This window comes from Draconibacterium orientale, assembly GCF_900111425.1.
GTDB classification, from domain to species: domain Bacteria; phylum Bacteroidota; class Bacteroidia; order Bacteroidales; family Prolixibacteraceae; genus Draconibacterium; species Draconibacterium orientale.
The window spans coordinates 144,178-160,065 of record NZ_FOHT01000004.1 but is presented as its reverse complement, the minus strand read 5'-3'; the positions used below and the strand labels follow the sequence as shown (position 1 = coordinate 160,065).

The 15,888-nt window shown below is 42.5% G+C and carries 13 protein-coding genes; 4 read left to right on the top strand and 9 right to left on the bottom strand.

Going from position 1 to position 15,888, the window contains the following annotated elements:
• Positions 1–266: 266 nt before the first annotated feature.
• Genes BMW53_RS04190 through BMW53_RS04180 form a run of 3 tightly spaced genes read right to left on the bottom strand, consistent with a single transcriptional unit; the run spans position 267 to position 3,599 of the window.
• Complete coding sequence (locus BMW53_RS04190; RefSeq protein ID WP_038558715.1) at positions 267–1,124, bottom strand: HAD-IIA family hydrolase; 858 nt, start codon at positions 1,122–1,124, stop codon at positions 267–269.
• Positions 1,125–1,136: 12 nt separating this feature from the next.
• On the bottom strand, positions 1,137–2,204 hold the full coding sequence (locus tag BMW53_RS04185; RefSeq protein WP_217642881.1) for an aminoglycoside phosphotransferase/kinase family protein: 1,068 nt from the start codon (positions 2,202–2,204) through the stop codon (positions 1,137–1,139).
• Positions 2,205–2,240: 36 nt separating this feature from the next.
• Positions 2,241–3,599 (bottom strand): glutamine synthetase family protein, encoded by a 1,359-nt coding sequence (locus BMW53_RS04180; protein ID WP_038558721.1) that lies wholly within the window; start codon positions 3,597–3,599, stop codon positions 2,241–2,243.
• Positions 3,600–4,044: 445 nt separating this feature from the next.
• Here BMW53_RS04180 and BMW53_RS04175 point away from each other — a divergent pair, with 445 nt between their 5' ends.
• A complete protein-coding gene (locus tag BMW53_RS04175) occupies positions 4,045–6,234 on the top strand; it encodes a glutamine synthetase III family protein (protein WP_038558724.1) in 2,190 nt (729 codons plus the stop codon).
• Positions 6,235–6,399: 165 nt separating this feature from the next.
• Positions 6,400–8,391 carry a PorE family type IX secretion system protein gene (gene porE / locus BMW53_RS04170; RefSeq protein WP_038564709.1) on the top strand — a complete coding sequence of 664 codons (1,992 nt, stop codon included), beginning with the start codon at positions 6,400–6,402 and terminating at the stop codon, positions 8,389–8,391.
• Here porE and BMW53_RS04165 read toward each other — a convergent pair.
• The 6 genes from BMW53_RS04165 to BMW53_RS04140 form a co-directional block, all read right to left on the bottom strand.
• Positions 8,388–9,023, bottom strand: coding sequence for a hypothetical protein (locus BMW53_RS04165; RefSeq protein WP_038558727.1), 636 nt, complete (start codon positions 9,021–9,023; stop codon positions 8,388–8,390). The two genes, porE and BMW53_RS04165, sit on opposite strands and share 4 nt — an antisense overlap.
• A 99-nt stretch (positions 9,024–9,122) precedes the next feature.
• Entirely contained in the window at positions 9,123–10,067 is a 945-nt protein-coding gene (locus tag BMW53_RS04160) for a sensor histidine kinase (protein WP_051567846.1), read from the bottom strand.
• Between the two features lie 169 nt (positions 10,068–10,236).
• Entirely contained in the window at positions 10,237–11,286 is a 1,050-nt protein-coding gene (locus BMW53_RS04155; RefSeq protein ID WP_051567847.1) for a potassium channel family protein, read from the bottom strand.
• A gap of 16 nt (positions 11,287–11,302) precedes the next feature.
• Positions 11,303–12,595 carry a DUF2851 family protein gene (locus tag BMW53_RS04150; RefSeq protein ID WP_081804835.1) on the bottom strand — a complete coding sequence of 431 codons (1,293 nt, stop codon included), beginning with the start codon at positions 12,593–12,595 and terminating at the stop codon, positions 11,303–11,305.
• Positions 12,596–12,782: 187 nt separating this feature from the next.
• Positions 12,783–13,313: an RNA methyltransferase gene (locus BMW53_RS04145; protein ID WP_038558730.1), complete on the bottom strand. Its 531-nt coding sequence runs from the start codon at positions 13,311–13,313 to the stop codon at positions 12,783–12,785.
• Between the two features lie 24 nt (positions 13,314–13,337).
• A complete protein-coding gene (locus BMW53_RS04140) occupies positions 13,338–14,597 on the bottom strand; it encodes an arginine deiminase (protein ID WP_038558733.1) in 1,260 nt (419 codons plus the stop codon).
• Between the two features lie 107 nt (positions 14,598–14,704).
• On the opposite strand from BMW53_RS04140, the gene BMW53_RS04135 reads away from it, so the two are divergent.
• Both BMW53_RS04135 and thpR read left to right on the top strand, forming a co-directional pair.
• Complete coding sequence (locus tag BMW53_RS04135; RefSeq protein ID WP_074780233.1) at positions 14,705–15,289, top strand: DUF4294 domain-containing protein; 585 nt, start codon at positions 14,705–14,707, stop codon at positions 15,287–15,289.
• A 1-nt stretch (position 15,290) separates the two neighbouring features.
• Entirely contained in the window at positions 15,291–15,857 is a 567-nt protein-coding gene (gene thpR, locus BMW53_RS04130; RefSeq protein ID WP_038558736.1) for an RNA 2',3'-cyclic phosphodiesterase, read from the top strand.
• The last annotated feature ends 31 nt before the right edge of the window (positions 15,858–15,888 follow it).

Genomic DNA, 15,888 nt, shown 5'->3' with positions numbered 1-15,888 from the left:
TCGAATTGAAAATCGGCCAAAGCCAAATCCCGATCGCAGCATCGGGAGCAAAAGTGATAAAAGAGCTATGGGTTTTTGCATGCCAGCATTGAGTATCGAGTCTCAGTTTACAGTCTCAAGAATCCAGCATCCAGTAACTCAGGGATGTCATCTTTATGTCCGCTAAAAATAAAGATGACATCCTTTCTCCACGCAGTATCCAGTATCCAGTATCCAGTATCCAGCATCCAGTATCCAGCATCCAGTATCCAGCATCCAAACGTTCATTAGGGCTCAATAACTGCCGAGTCGCAAACGTAAGTTGGAATAATTCCCGAGCCAATTATTTTAATTTTTGCGTTATCGGGCAGGGTATTTCCCGAGAGTACGAGTACGGTGTCGAGTCCGAATTTGTTTCCGCCAATAATATCGGTAAAAAGCGTGTCGCCAACCATTAAAATCTCGTTTCTTTGAATGTTGGGTACATCCTGCATAGCACGTTCGTAAGCCAGTAAAAACATTTGGGCATCGGGTTTCCCGAAACGTATAAATTTCTTTCCTAAAATTTGTTCAACCAGATCGGCCAGTCCGCCAATGGCCACCGAAATATCGTTTTTATTTACCGGGTAGTTAATATCGGTATTGGCTACAATAACGGTCATGTTTTTGTGGCGCAGCAGGTTAATGGTTTTGTCGATATCCTTGTTCCAGTCGAATCCTTCGTCGTCGAGAAAAGCAAACGATTTAATATGGTCGAGATTATTGAGATCTACTTCGCTGATGGGTACTGTTTTTTGCCCTGCTGTTTCCAGGTAATGAGCCGAATCTTTAGTTCCAAGGTAAGCCACTGCTTTGCCATTCTCCAGTTTTGTTTTAAAAAACTCCATGGCCAGCATTCCCGACGATAAAATTTTATCGGTGGTAATGGTAGTCAGGCCTCTTTTCTGATACCAGTTCGATAGTTCTTCCGGACTTCTTGATGAGTCGTTTGTTAATACGTAGTACGGAATGCCCTTCGATTCCAGATAATTAAACGTATTTCCTACTCCCTCAATCAGTCCCGAATGATTTTTTAATACACCAAAGGCATCAAAAAATACGGCCCGGTAGTTTTTTACTACACTTCTAAAACTTTTTGTTCTCATAATCGTACAGCATCAGAGTTTTAATGTTTTCAAAATCTTCTCTACCCGGTAATTGGCTTCCATGGCAGGGAAATAAGTTTCGTAAGCTTCCTTAATCAGTTTCGTTGAATAGTATTTTCTGAAAAAGTATGGCCCGTCTTTAATAACATAGTTTAAAATAAAAAAGCGGTAAACTTCTTTAATTAAATGCACTTCGGGTGGTGTGAGCGGAAAAATTTTGTGGTATTCTTTCAAAAACAGCATAAAGCGATCTTCCATTAAGGTGTCAACCTTGTAACTAAAAACTGTGCGGTCGCCAACATCGGAAACCACGCGGCTAAAAAAGTAAAAGTCCATTACGCGCGACGACATTCGAAACCAGTCGTAATCCCAGCGCGAGTAAAACCTGCCGTCGCCGGTTATTGAAAAATTGCCAATGTTCCAGTCAACCAAAACAGGAATGGTTTCAATTTCGGTGTTGTAATTCACCCGGTCGGCATTCTCCAAAAAATGATCAGCATGGCGCAAAATCAAATCCTTGTGCGACTCTTGCATTTGTATTTCGCTTTTGTGAATCGAGCGTTTTAGTTTCTGAATATCAGTAATTACATTTTTCGATGAATGCGGCAACTGGTTCGAAACGTTGGTGCACGCTTTATGAAAACGTGCCAGCTCGCGGCCCAGTTTTTTTATGTGTTTTTCATCCAGACGGCGGGGCAGTTTGTGGCGAATTTGAATAGGATTGTAAAACACCACCCAGGCACTTCGCTCGCGTTCGTGGTAGCGGTAAATGTACAGCTCGTTGCGTTTAACCAGCGATTGCGCCAAAAACTGTTGATAAGGGTATTCGAGGTTGTTGGCCAGGTTGTTTATAATAATGTGGTCTTCCCTGAAGTCTTCAAAATTGCCGTATTCCGAGATTTTTGCAAAAACAGGTTCGCGTTGGTAAAACGATATCTTGTACACATGGTTGGTGGAAACCTTGGCGCTTACATCAAAAACACCTTTTATTTCGTGTCGTTCGCCATCAAATTCTTTCCAGGCAAGTTTTATTATCTCTCCATAATCCAGTTTCTGCATTTTCTTTTTTTGTTTTTTCAAAGTTAGTTGGTTTTGCCTTGCAGTCTTTGTGTTGTTTTAAATTATTTCGAAATACCTTTTCAGTTCCCACTGCTGATCGTTGTTGTCAATTTGTTGGCATTCCCATTCGCGGGTTAGGGTGAAATGTTTTACAAATGCTTTGCCGAACAATTCGTTGGCAATTTCCGATTCGGCCATTTTTTTTGTTGCTTTTTCCAGCGAATCGGGAAGCAAGCCATTGCCTGTTTCCAGGTAACCATTTCCCTTGGTGGGGGCAATTTTCAGTGGTAATTTGTTTTTTATGCCGTAGAGTCCGGCAGCCAGCGAAGCACCGAGTGCCAGGTAGGCGTTGGTATCTGATCCGGGAACGCGCAGTTCGATGCGGGTAGATTTTTCGCCTCCTGGAATAGCGCGAACAGCACAAGTACGGTTGTCGATTCCCCAGGTGAGTGTTCGGGGAGCCCAGTCGCCTCCACTCAGGCGTTTGTAGCTGTTTGGGTTAGGCGCAAATAATGGCAGTATTTCAGGAAGACATTTTAACAACCCGGCAATGTAGTGTTGCATGTTTGCACTCATTCCGTCTGCCGAATTCGCATTGAAAAACAAATTCTGCTTTTTGTCCAAATCCCATAAACTCTGGTGAATGTGGCCTCCACAGCCCGGCAGATTTTTATTCCATTTGGCCATAAACGTAGCCATGAAATTGTGTTTGTAGGCAATTTCTTTTACCGCCGATTTAAACAGCAGGGCCTTGTCGGCAGCAGCCAGAATGTCGTCGTAGATAACCGTAGCCTCCATAACTCCCGGGCCGGTTTCGGTGTGCATGCCTTCAATTGGTATGTCAAACTGCTGAAGCATTTCAAACAAGTCGTTAAAATACGGCTGGTTCAGCGAGGTCCTTAAAATAGAATAACCAAACATTCCAGGCGTAATGGGGCGCAAATCTTTATAACCGGCTTCGGCAATTTCGCTGGGTGTTCCCAAAAAATTAAACCACTCAAATTCTTGCGAAAATATGGGTTTAAAGCCCATTTCTTCGCTTTGGGCCGCAATGCGTTTCAACAAACTGCGCGAGCAAACTGCCTCGGCATATTTGGGGTCGTTGCTAAAATCGCCTAATAAAAATGGCGTGTTGTCGTCCCACGGAATTTGGCGGTAAGTTTCGGGGGCAATACTGGCTTTGGCATCGGGGTAACCAGAGTGCCAGCCCGTGAGCTCACTGTTTTCGTAGCACTTGTCGGCACAGTCCCAGCCAAAAATTACATCGCAAAATCCCAGCCCGTTTTCCAGTGCATTCAAAAACTTGTTTTTATGAATGTATTTGCCCCGTAAAATTCCGTCGATATCGGCTACGGCAAACTTTATTTTTGTAAAATTTCGTTCTTTTATTTTGGTTAGTATTTCTTGCTTATCCATTACTAGCGTAATATTTGATTTAACCTGTACTGATTACTAAAAATAAGTTAATTATCCACGAGTTGGCGAAATAATTCAATTTCGGTTGTTTGTCAGGCTTAACCTTAACATTTAAAATTATACAATTATTTTAATCCAATGCGGATCATTCTGATTGTCAGTCGTCAATACTTCGTGTGAAAATTTTCATAAATATTTCAGGTCAAAATAAACGATGTTTGAGGAAATAACAAATATAGAGAATGTAACTTTCGTTTGTGAGGGTGGGAAAATGGTGTGTTATTTTGTTGAAAAGTAGAAAAAAATTGAAATGACCCCTCTGTTTGTCGGGTTGAAATAAAAATAATCTTAAAAAACGAAGTTTAGGTGTGATAAATGTCAGTGCTGAAGATGAAAAATATTATTTTTGAATATAGACAAAAAACAGACTTAAATAAGATTAATCATGGCACAATTTAGATTTAAGGCACTCGACGAAGTGCTTAACCGGAAACCGGTGGAAATCGAACGCGAAGAGAACCTGGTTTCGGATTACTATGGCATGATGGTTTTCGATCAGGCAAAAATGAAAAAGTATTTGTCGCGCGAAGCCTATAAAGCAGTAACCGATGCCGTTGAACGAGGAACTACGGTTGACCGGAAAATGGCCGACCAGGTAGCTCAGGGAATGAAAGCCTGGGCCATTGAAAACGGTGCAACCCACTACACGCACTGGTTTCATCCCTTAACAGATGGTACAGCCGAAAAACACGATGCCTTTATTGTGCATGGTGCCGACGGAGGCGTGATCGAATCATTCTCCGGCCAATTACTGGCGCAGCAGGAACCCGATGCTTCGTCGTTTCCGAGTGGTGGAATTCGCCAGACTTTTGAAGCGCGTGGCTACACGGCCTGGGATCCATCGTCGCCGGCGTTTATCAGTGAAACTACGCTTACCATTCCTACCATTTTTATTTCGTTTACCGGTGAGGCGCTCGATTATAAAACACCTTTGCTGCGTGCGCTAAATACAATCGACAAAGCGGCTACCAGCGTGTGCCAGTATTTCGATAAAAATGTTACCCGGGTTCAGGCGAACCTGGGCTGGGAACAGGAATACTTCCTGATTGATGAAGCTTTGTATATGGCTCGTCCCGACCTGGTTTTAACCGGACGAACACTGATGGGCCACGCATCGTCGAAAGATCAGCAACTCGACGACCACTATTTTTCCTCTATTCCAACGCGTGTAAACCGATTTATGCAGGATGTTGAAAATGAGGCTTACAAATTGGGAATTCCGGTAAAAACGCGCCATAACGAGGTAGCGCCAAACCAGTTTGAGCTGGCACCGATTTACGAAGAGGCTAACCTGGCCAACGACCATAACCAGTTGTGTATGGACATTATGCAGAAAATTGCCCGTCGTCATAAATTCCGCATTCTTTTTCATGAAAAACCATTTGCAGGAATTAACGGATCGGGAAAACACAACAACTGGTCGTTATCAACCGACACGGGTGTGAATTTGTATTCGCCGGGAAAAAATCCGAAATCGAACCTGCAGTTTTTAACGTTTGTAATCAATACATTAAAAGCGGTTTACGATAATCAGGATTTGCTGCGAGCCAGTATTTTAACGGCATCGAACCAGCACCGCCTGGGAGCCAATGAAGCACCTCCTTCAATTATTTCGGTTTTCCTCGGATCGGAAGTTTCGGCGATGCTCGATTTAATGGAAGAGGCCGTGGTTGACCGCAAAATGACACCCGATGAAAAAACAGCACTAAAACTGAATATTGGCCGTATTCCGGAAATTATTCTCGACAATACCGACAGAAACCGCACATCGCCATTTGCCTTTACCGGAAACCGTTTTGAGTTCCGCGCTGTAGGATCGATGGCTAACAATGCTTCTGCCTTAATTGTGCTGAACACAGCAGTTGCCGATCAGCTGAAAAAGTTTAAAATTGAAGTAGATACCCTGATTGAAAAAGGGGTGAAGAAAGATGAGGCGATTTTCCAGGTATTGAAAACGTTAATTATTGCTACAAAACCCATTTGTTTTAACGGCGATGGTTACAGCGAAGATTGGGTAAAAGAAGCCGACAAAAGAGGTTTGACAAATATTGGAAATGTGCCGGAATCGCTGGCAGCCTACCTGCGCGAGGATTGTATCGACCTGTTCACCCGAAACGGCATTTTCAATAAATCCGAAATTGAAGGCAGGGTAGAGGTTGAATACGAGAAGTTCATTATGAAGGGGCAGATTGAATCGCGTGTTCTGGCCGATATTGCGATTAACCACATTGTGCCAACAGCAGTGGAGTATCAGACTATGCTGCTGGAAAATGTGAAAAACCTGAAAGAAGTATTCCCCGAGGAAGAATTTCTGTCGCTGGCAGGTGGCAGGTTAGAACTGATAAGGGAAGTGGGAGGCCATATCTCTGCGATTAAAGCAAAACGCAAAGATATGATTGCTGCGCGTGCCAAAGCAAATAAGGTGGAAGATGTGGTTGAAAGATCAAAAGAGTACGATAAAGAAGTTCGTCCTTTCCTGGATGAAATTCGCGACCATATCGACCGGCTTGAGCTGATTGTTGACAACGAAAAATGGCCGTTGCCAAAATACCGCGAGCTGCTTTTTGTTCGATAAAAAGAAGTTTACAACGCTACAAAAAGGACTTTCTGATTTTCGGAAAGTCTTTTTTTGCTGCCATATACTTAAGCAACTAATAATTCGTTAGATAAAAGACTAAACGATATTATTGGAAATAGTCGGTAAAAAAATTTTACTTTTATTCCCCGAAATTGAATGGGTATGAAGCAGGTTAAACTAGCTGTTTTTATTATTATAATCATATTTTTAAGTGGTTGCGGATCGGCCAGATACGGGCGCGATGCTACGCTGTCGCAGGATATTGGCGAATATTACAAAGCCATTGAAAAATACCGTAAGGCCAGAAAAAATGAAAAGAACCGCCAAAAGCGGATTGAATACGCATATCAGTTGGCAGAATGTTACCGCGCAATTGGATTGTATGATTATGCTGCCCAGAATTATAAATTTGCTATTCGGTTGGGATATGATGATACTGAAGCACTGTTGCATTATGCCGACATGTTGCGAATTACCCAAAAATACGAAGAGGCCTACGAAACCTACCGCACTTACCTTGATGCAGTTCCGGGCGACGAACGTGCTTTAGATGGTGTTGAAGCCATGCAAAAAACGCAGGAATGGGTGGCCAATCCTACGCGCCACATCATAAATCCGATAAAAGAAATCAACTCACGTGAGAGCGATTTTGCACCTGTTTTTGTTGGTGGCCGCGATAACGAAATCTATTTTACTTCATCGCGGGAAGCCTCTACCGGTAAAAAAGAAAGTATGATTACCGGGCAAAAATACACCGATATTTATCGTGCAACTTTTGGTATTCAGCGTCAGAAATGGGAAAAACCCCGATTGCTCGATGAGAATATGATTATTAATACCGGCGATGAAGAAGGGGCTGTTAGCTTAAGCTCAAGTGGCGAGGAAATGATATTTACACGTTGTCGTTACGATAAATCGCAGCCTATGGGAGCCGAATTATACTCCACTTCGCAGTCGCGCGGATCGTGGTCAAATCCGATAAAACTGCAAATTGTTGGCGACAGTATTATTGCAGCACATCCCGCTCTTAATCCCGATGGAACGGAGATCTATTTTGTTTCAGACATGCCCGGAGGTCAGGGCGGAAAAGATATCTGGAAAGCAACGGTTGACGGTGGGTCGTTTGGAAGACCGGTAAATCTTGGCCCAGCAGTAAATACTTCGGCCGACGAGATGTTCCCTTTTGTACGCGATAACGGAGATCTTTATTTTGCTTCGAACGGTCACATCGGGCAGGGAGGTTTCGATCTTTATCACGCCTTCAAAAACGACGATGGAATTTTGGTGGTTGAAAATATGGGATCGCCAATGAATTCGCCTTCCGACGATTTTGGAATTGCATTTGTAAGCGGTGAAAACAAAGGAATGTTCACCTCGAACCGTAAAGGATCGCGTGGCGACGATATCTACTCTTTTGTGGTCCCTCCGAAAGTTTACCAGATAGAAATTGATGTTTTCAATAAAGAAACGGCATCGCACCTGGATGGATCAACCATGCGTGTAATTGGCACCGACGGTACCAACCTGAAAATTCGTGCCCGTGGTGGTAAGTTTAAAATGAAACTAAAGCCTGAAACCGAATATGTTTTTGCGGCGTTCAAAGACGGTTTTCTGCGCGATAAAGCAGCAGTAAATACCATTGGCCTGGACGATAGTAAGGATTTTCGCTTTACCATGAACCTCACTCCAACCGATGCGCCTATAAAAGTTGATAATATTAACTACGAATTTGGCAGCTGGGAACTGTTGGAAAGCTCGAAATCGGCGCTCGATACCCTGGTTCAGATTTTGGTTTTTAACCCAACCATAACCATTGAGTTAATGGCGCATACCGACTATGTTGGCAGCGACCAGTTTAACTTCGACCTGTCGCAAAAACGTGCACAAAGTGTAGTGGATTACCTGATAGAAAAAGGAATAAACCCGGAACGTTTGGTGGCAAAAGGTTATGGCGAAACCTGGCCAAAAACAGTGAATCGGAAATTGGCCAATCAATACGATTTCCTGAAACGCGGCGATGAGCTAACGGAAGAGTTTATTCTGAAATTGCCCGAAGCGCAGCAGGAAATTGCCCGCGGAATTAACCGTAGAACGGAGTTTAGGGTGCTGTCAACCGACTTTATCCAGCGTTTTGATGCAGAGCCGGAAGGTTAATTGTCTTCGTCCGGTTCTTTATTCTTTATTGGTGGTTTTACTACTTTTCGGGTGGAATAATAATCTGTTTGGTACATTCTACGCCTTTTTCGTTTTTGAACGGCCTTGTCGATGGCTATCAGGGGAACACCCAAAATCGGCAAAAAACTTATGGAACCCGCCTCGGTTCGCATCAACCGGTTATGTTCAGTCATTATCGTTGTGGTTGGATCGCTTTCCGGTTTCATTTTGTTGTACTTGAGCGGTTTGTAATCATCTAAAAAATCAAGATTTTCTTGTGCGCGTTTTAAGTCGGTTTTTTGTTCCGGACTAACCACTACCTCGGGAATCTGCACATCTTCCGCTTCCATTGTAATGATCTGATTCTGCAGCAAATTCTGCACCTTAACCGCTATCCGAAAATAGGAGATGTGCGAGAAAATCAGCGAATCCTGCGCGCTTACCGAAAGCTTAAAAACTCCGTTGGCTCTTGTAATATCTTTTTCTAACGTTCGTGGATTAATAACATACACATCGGCAATTGGAAGTCCCTGGTTGTTTACCGTTCTTCCTTCAATGATAAAGGTGGGAGAATCCTGGGCATAAACATTTATGCAACAGGTAATGGTTAACAGAATGGTTAATGTTTTCATACTCGTTTAGTTTTCAGCACTAAGTTCGTGAATACTTGTTTTAAGGATGCTGAAAAAAAACTAAACTATGTTAATGTGTTTTGTGAGAAGGCAATCAGTTTACCGTGAAGCCGGCGTATAGGGAATGCGAAAATAGAACGTTGATCCTTCGCCTGTGGTCGATGTAAAGCCAATATCTCCTTTTAGCAGATCGATGTTGCCTTTGCAAATTGAAAGTCCGAGGCCCACACCATCGTAGAATTCTTTATGTTCGTTATGTGCCTTTTGAAAACGTTGAAAAATATACTGCTGTTGGTCGAAAGCAATGCCAATACCTGAGTCTTCGATTGTAAATCTCAGCATATTATTCTCAAGCGTATAGCCTAATTTTATGGTGCCTGCCGCCGTGTATTTATTGGCGTTGTTGAGCAAATTCATAATTATCTGCCGAAGTTTTCCGGCATCGGTAACAATGTAGCTTTCGTTATCGCTAAGCCCTTTTTCTGCCACAAATTTTATCGAATCCTTAACAAGGGGGCTAAAAGCTGCATTTATTTCATCAATCATTTTGTTCAGAGTAAAGGTGTTCCTGAATACTTTTACATTACCCGATTCAATCATGGAAATATCGAGCAGTTGATTGACGATATACAGCAATTGATTTGAGCTGTTTCGAATGATGGCCAGGTACTGGTTTAGTTCTTCTTCATTGAATTTCTGGGTGTTCAGAATGTCAGAAAAACCAACAATGCTATTCATCGGAGTTCTTATCTCGTGCGAAATATTTTGTAGAAATGCTGTTTTTAAGTCGTTGCTTTTTTTTGCTTCCGCTTCTGCCTTCCGTAATTTTTTAAGGTGCGACTTTAATAGCAAAAACAAGAGTACTGATGTTGCTACTACATAAAACCACCCTTTATAGGTTTGAAATTGCGTTAATAATTCCTGGTCCTGGGTGAGCGTTAATAAAAACCGATCAGAAAAAATGATCCAAAGCCCACCGATAAGCAGATAGAGAAAGGTGATTCGGTACTCAAATTTTATTTTTCTTTTAAAAGCTACGGGCATATTGATTGGCACGCTGTTTAAAATGGTAAAACAAACAAATGTAGTAAAAGTTGGCTTTGCTGTTATGGTCAGCTTTTTCCGGCAGCCAGTTTGTCATTTATTACTGTGCAATTAAGGAATTTTTTTTAGGAAGAAAGTAGTTTTTGTTTGAATGAAACAATCTTTCTGTTTATCCCTCGCTTGCCATTACTTCTTTCAGGCGTTTTATTTGGGTCGGATTTCCCAAAACAAAAAGCTGATCGTTGCGCGAAAGTATCATTTGCGGATCGGGGTTAAAAACGTAACGGGCGCCACTTATTTTTATTCCGATAATGTTGGCACCGGTTGTTTCGCGTACTTTCAGTTCGGCAATTGATTTGCCAACAAAGCGTTGCGCCAGATTTTTACACGAAACCTCTTCCAGGGTAACATCCTGCGATTTTTGCAGCAAAATATACTCGATAAACTCAACCACATCGGGTTGGTGAACCAGTTTTGCCATACGCTGCCCGCCAATACGTTCGGGCATAATTACGTTGGTAGCGCCGGCGCGTTTTAGTTTCATCTGGCTTTCCAGCTCTGATGCGCGGCTGATAACCGTAAGCCCCGGGTTCATACTTCGGGCGGTAAGCACTACAAAAACATTATCGGCATCGGTTGGGGTGGTGGCAATTAATGCTTTTGCCCGATGAATACCGGCTTGTTCCAGCGTTTCTTCGTGCGTTGCATCGCCTTTAATGTATAATAAGTTCGGGTTCTGTCGTATTCTCGAAATAACGTTATCGCGTTTGTCGAGAATAACAAACTCCACATTGTTTTCTTCCAGTTCCATGGCTGCCTGCTCGCCATTTCTGCCGTAGCCCACAATAATAACGTGGTCCTTTAGTTTTGCAATTTTCTTATCCACCCTGTACGTTTTTATATAGTTTGCTAACTCTCCGTCGAAAATAAACCGCGCCATATTCGAACCCACATATGCCAAACTTCCTAAACTAAAAATAATCAGAATAATGGTAAACAGCATTCCGGTTTCGGTGGGCTCGTGGCCTACATGCTTAAAGCCAACGGTTGATACGGTGATCACCGTCATGTACAAACTTTCCAGCAGCGTTAGGTCTTCAATGTAGTAATACCCGGCTGTTCCAAACGAAAGAATGGAAAGCAGCAGGGCAATACCCACCTTAAGTGTGCGGCTCGATACGGCTTGAAATTTATTATACTGTTGGCTACTTGTAGGCATGTTAGTCGTCCTGATTTTATATGGATGAAACTAATTTCACCCCTAATTGGCAATTTAAACATTTTTTTGATTCGCAGTAATAGTTTTTTAGTTGAAGTAAGGCTTGCGAATCGAAAGCAGAGCGCGCCTGAACGCCCAGTTTTGCCCATTTTGAAATGACGGAATTACTTTCGGCCGGAAGATTTTCGAGAAATCCGAGTGCGCGGTTTTTTAAGTGGGGTTTATTTTGTTTTTCGCCATACACAAATAAAAACGGAACAATAACATTGATAATCAGAATATGGGCTGCTGTATCGCCCAGTTCTTTCGCCTGGGTATTTTTCGATGCTTTATTAAAATTGTAGTGTGTATCCCAGTATTCGGATGCTTTTACCTTGAACAATTGCTTTAGTTTTTCGGTGGATTCAATGTCCATGATTTTTGAAAACAAACCTTCCGATTGGTAAATAAGTGCCGCCAGCTGCGAAATGCGGATCGTGGGAAAATTAGGCGGACGCAAACGCATAAATTTCCATAAATGGCCTTCAATTCCTTTTAAATTGTATTTTTTGTACAGAAAAGAATACTCATCGCGAAGCCGGAGATAATACTCGTCGCCTAACAATTGCTGGTTCAGTAATCCTGAATTACCGAACAACAAGGCTTCCAGCTGAAAAAGGCTGTTTTTGTGTTTTAGCAGCGTTTTTATGGAGAGCGATTTGGCCAGCAATTCAAAGGGAACGGCATTAACTTTAAACCCAAACATGCGTGCCAACAGTTGAAAAAAAGTCTCTTCCCAATTGTTGTTATTTTGCTCCAGCAGCTCAACAATGGCCTGTGTTTTGGTTTCCAGCCGATCAATCATCAGTCGGTTAAAACCCAGTTGCAGCAGTATCGGATCAATTTTATGAAACTGGTTTTCGCAGGCGATCCAGGTTTGGGCATTAATCAGATTCTGGTAATTGTGCTTTAGCTGTTCCGGGTAGCTCAGAATCAGTGTCGGAACTATTTCTCCGTTACTTCGGGCAATGGAAGTATCGGCCGTTTCAACCACGTGTAAAATAACATTGTCATAGGCTTTGTTGTTGGTGTGGTCGTGTTTGTGCCAATCGGATGCTGCTTTATGGATTTCGATATTTCCGGCCCAGGTTGTTTCGTTTAATTTGATCTTTGCATTAAAAAAATCGGGTCCGGAGTTGGTATTTTTACGTCCCTGGTCGATAATCTCCAGCCGGTCGCCTTCAACCGTTTGTAACTGATTTGTTGTGAAAAGCCGGTTTTGCCAAATGTATTGCAGAAACTCTTCGGGCATATTTTGTGAGATAGCCATTTGGGAATATTTAAGATTCCCTTAAAAATAAGGAAAATGTTTGAAAATCCACAAGTGATGGTCTGACTCGAAGTCAGGCTATCACTTCTTTCAGCGTAACATTTAAAAAAAATTACCACAAAGAATGATCAACTGCGAAGTTTGCAGCTCTTCTCTTTTTATATTTCGTGCCTTAGTGGCTTTATTTTTAATTTGAAATTTTCTGAAAAATATCCCACAGAACAATTCCTGCACTTACCGAAATGTTGAATGAATGTTTGGTGCCGTATTGCGGAATTTCAATGCTGCCATCACAAAGATTCACCACGCTTTGTTTTACACCTTTCACTTCGTTGCCAAAAACCAGCGCCACTTTTTCATCGTTGGCCGGTTGGTAATCGGGCAGCATAATACTGTTTTCCACCTGTTCAATGGCATAAACTTTAAATCCTTCTTCCTGAAGCTTTTTAACCACTTCTTCGGTGTGTTCAAAATATTGCCAGTCAACCGATTTTTCGGCATCAAGCGCTGTTTTCCTGATTTCGTTATTGGGAGGTGTGGCAGTAATTCCGCACAGGTAAATTTTATTAATCAGCAATGCGTCCGAAGTGCGAAACACCGAGCCAATGTTGTTGCAGCTTCTTATATTATCGAGCACCACAACAATAGGTGTTTTTGTCGATTGTTTGTATTCTTCAACGCTTAAGCGGCCAAGTTCTATATTTCTGAGTTTGCGCATAAATCTTTTCTTGTTAATAGCATTCTACCAGTTCACAGCTGCTCGTCGGAATGGTTGCGACATGCATCGGGCACCGCCTCCACCGCGCGCCAGCTCCGATCCGGCGATTGTTACTACACATTTTTTGTAATCATCAACCGAAGTTTTTCCCGAAATGATATCGGTAGCAGCAATTACCTCGTAGCCGTTTTTGTGCAGCTCTTCAATGGTGTGTACGTTGCGCTGATAGCCAATTATTTTTCCCGGTGCAAATGCCAGAAAGTTAGCCCCGCTGTGCCATTGTTCGCGTTCCTGAATCCACTCATCGCTGTTGCCACCGCACGAAATCGGTTTTAAATCCATGCCCAGCTTTTTCAGGGCTTTTGGCAGATTGGGCATTTCTTCAATGCGGCTAACTTCGCCATTTTTTATTTCAATGTGAATGGTTTTAAAACGGCTCATCCCGAAAATTACGGGCGGATAAACCATACATTCATCGGTGTTAAGAAAAGTAAAAACCATGTCGAGGTGAATAAACGACTCGGGTGTTTCGGGCAGTTCCTGAACGATAATATGTTGTTTCCCTTTTTTGTGCTTTTTGATATTTTCAATGATAAAGTCAATTCCCTGGGTGCTGGTTCGTACGCCGGTTCCGATAACAAAAATATCGTCGCGGGCAATTTGCACATCGCCGCCTTCTACCATCGATTTTCGGTTCACCATAATGTTCGCTTCCGGTTTGGCTGGGTTCAAAACATGGCTTTCAATACCAGGATGATATTTGTAAATGGCCTCCATAATCAGCGATTCCCGCTCGCGCACGGGATTGGCCATTTTCCCGATAAGCATATTGTCTTTCATTGCCATTGCCGAGTCGCGTGTGAAAAACAGGTTGTGCAATGGCCGCAGCAAAAAACGTTCGTTGCTCAGGTAATTGGTAAGGTTAGTTTTCTCCAGTACCACTCCTTCAATCAGCATTGTTGCCAGTGTCTTCGCATCGGTATCCTGCATTTGCTGGCACGAATCGATGTATTCGGTCATGCAGATCTCGTTCAGTAACTTTGTTTTTACTGCGTCAATCGCCAGTATATCGGCCAACAGGTCTTTCACCTGGAAAACCTTCGATACTTTTTTTAGCACGCCTTCAAACTGGGCATATTCGGTCGAGGCAATCGACAAATTTAAAATGTCGCTGTACAGTGCGCGCTCGGCATTTGCCGGAGTCATGTTTTCAACTTCCGAACCTGGGGTGTGGATAATAACACCTTCCAATTGGCCAATTTCTGAATGAACCGATGTTTGCATAATCGCGTATAATCTTTTGTTTTCGGCACCAAAGATATAAACTTTGTATGGTCCGTAATTGATTAACGATTATTTCGTTCTACATTTATGTTGTTAAAAATATTTTAATGAAGAGACTGTTGTTAATAATGGCTTTTTTGATGGGAACCTGGCTTGCCGGAGCTCAGGAGCAGGATACTTCCGGTGCAGTTATGGGCTATATCCAGGATGGCGATACCATTATTTTCAAGAACATAAAAGAGATACCGGTTTTCCCTGATCGTGAGTTTAAAAACAACAGGCAATATCGGCGCTACACCCGCTACATACAAAAAGTAAAAAAGGTATATCCGCTGGCTGTTGAAGCGCGGGAGCTGCTGAAAAAGTACGAGCCCGAATATTACGTTTTGGAAACACGAAAAGAACAGCGTAAACTGATGAAGCAGCTTGAAAAAGAGTTGCTGGACAAACACAAGGATGAATTGAAAAAGTGGTCGATTTCGGATGGGCGGATTTTGCTGAAACTGATCAATCGCGAAACGGAGCGAACGCCGTACAGTTTGATAAAAGATTTCAGGGGAGGATTTAGCGCCACCTTTTGGCAGGGAATTGCCAAACTTTTCCGAAACGATTTAAAAGCCGGTTACGATCCGGATGAGGAAGACCAGGTGCTGGAAGAAATTGTAACATTAATTGAATTAGGATATTTGTAGCATGCGCGATCATATCAGAACTTTTATTGCCATAAAAATTACTCCGAACGCGGAAGTGCAAAAGCTGCTGCAACATTTTAAAAACCGGTTCTCCAACGACCGGATAAATTGGGTTGATCCCAATAATTTTCATTTAACCCTGCGTTTTATCGGCAACACAACACGCGAGCAACTTTATGAACTGGTAGGTCGTTTAGAGGATTTATTTTCTGAGCAATCGAAATTTGAAATCACCTTAAAAGGTACCGGTTATTTTAAAAGTAAAAACCAGCCGCGTGTTTTGTTTATTAAGCTAAACAAATCGGAGGACTTGTTGCAATTAGTGCCGAAAATCGAGGAGCAGGTGGTAGCCTGTGGTTTTGATGGCGAGCAAAAAACATTCAGGGCACATTTAACCTTGGGCCGCATTAAATCGGTAGAAAACAGAAACCGGTTTTTCTCCGTCCTGGATGAAATGCCAACGAAAAAATACCAGAAAATCGATGTTAAAGAGCTAGTTCTGTTTCAGAGTATATTAAAACAAACCGGCCCGGAATACCGGTCAATAAGAACATTTCCGCTAGCCTGATTGCCAAAACGCCCAAACCACCTTGTTGTTT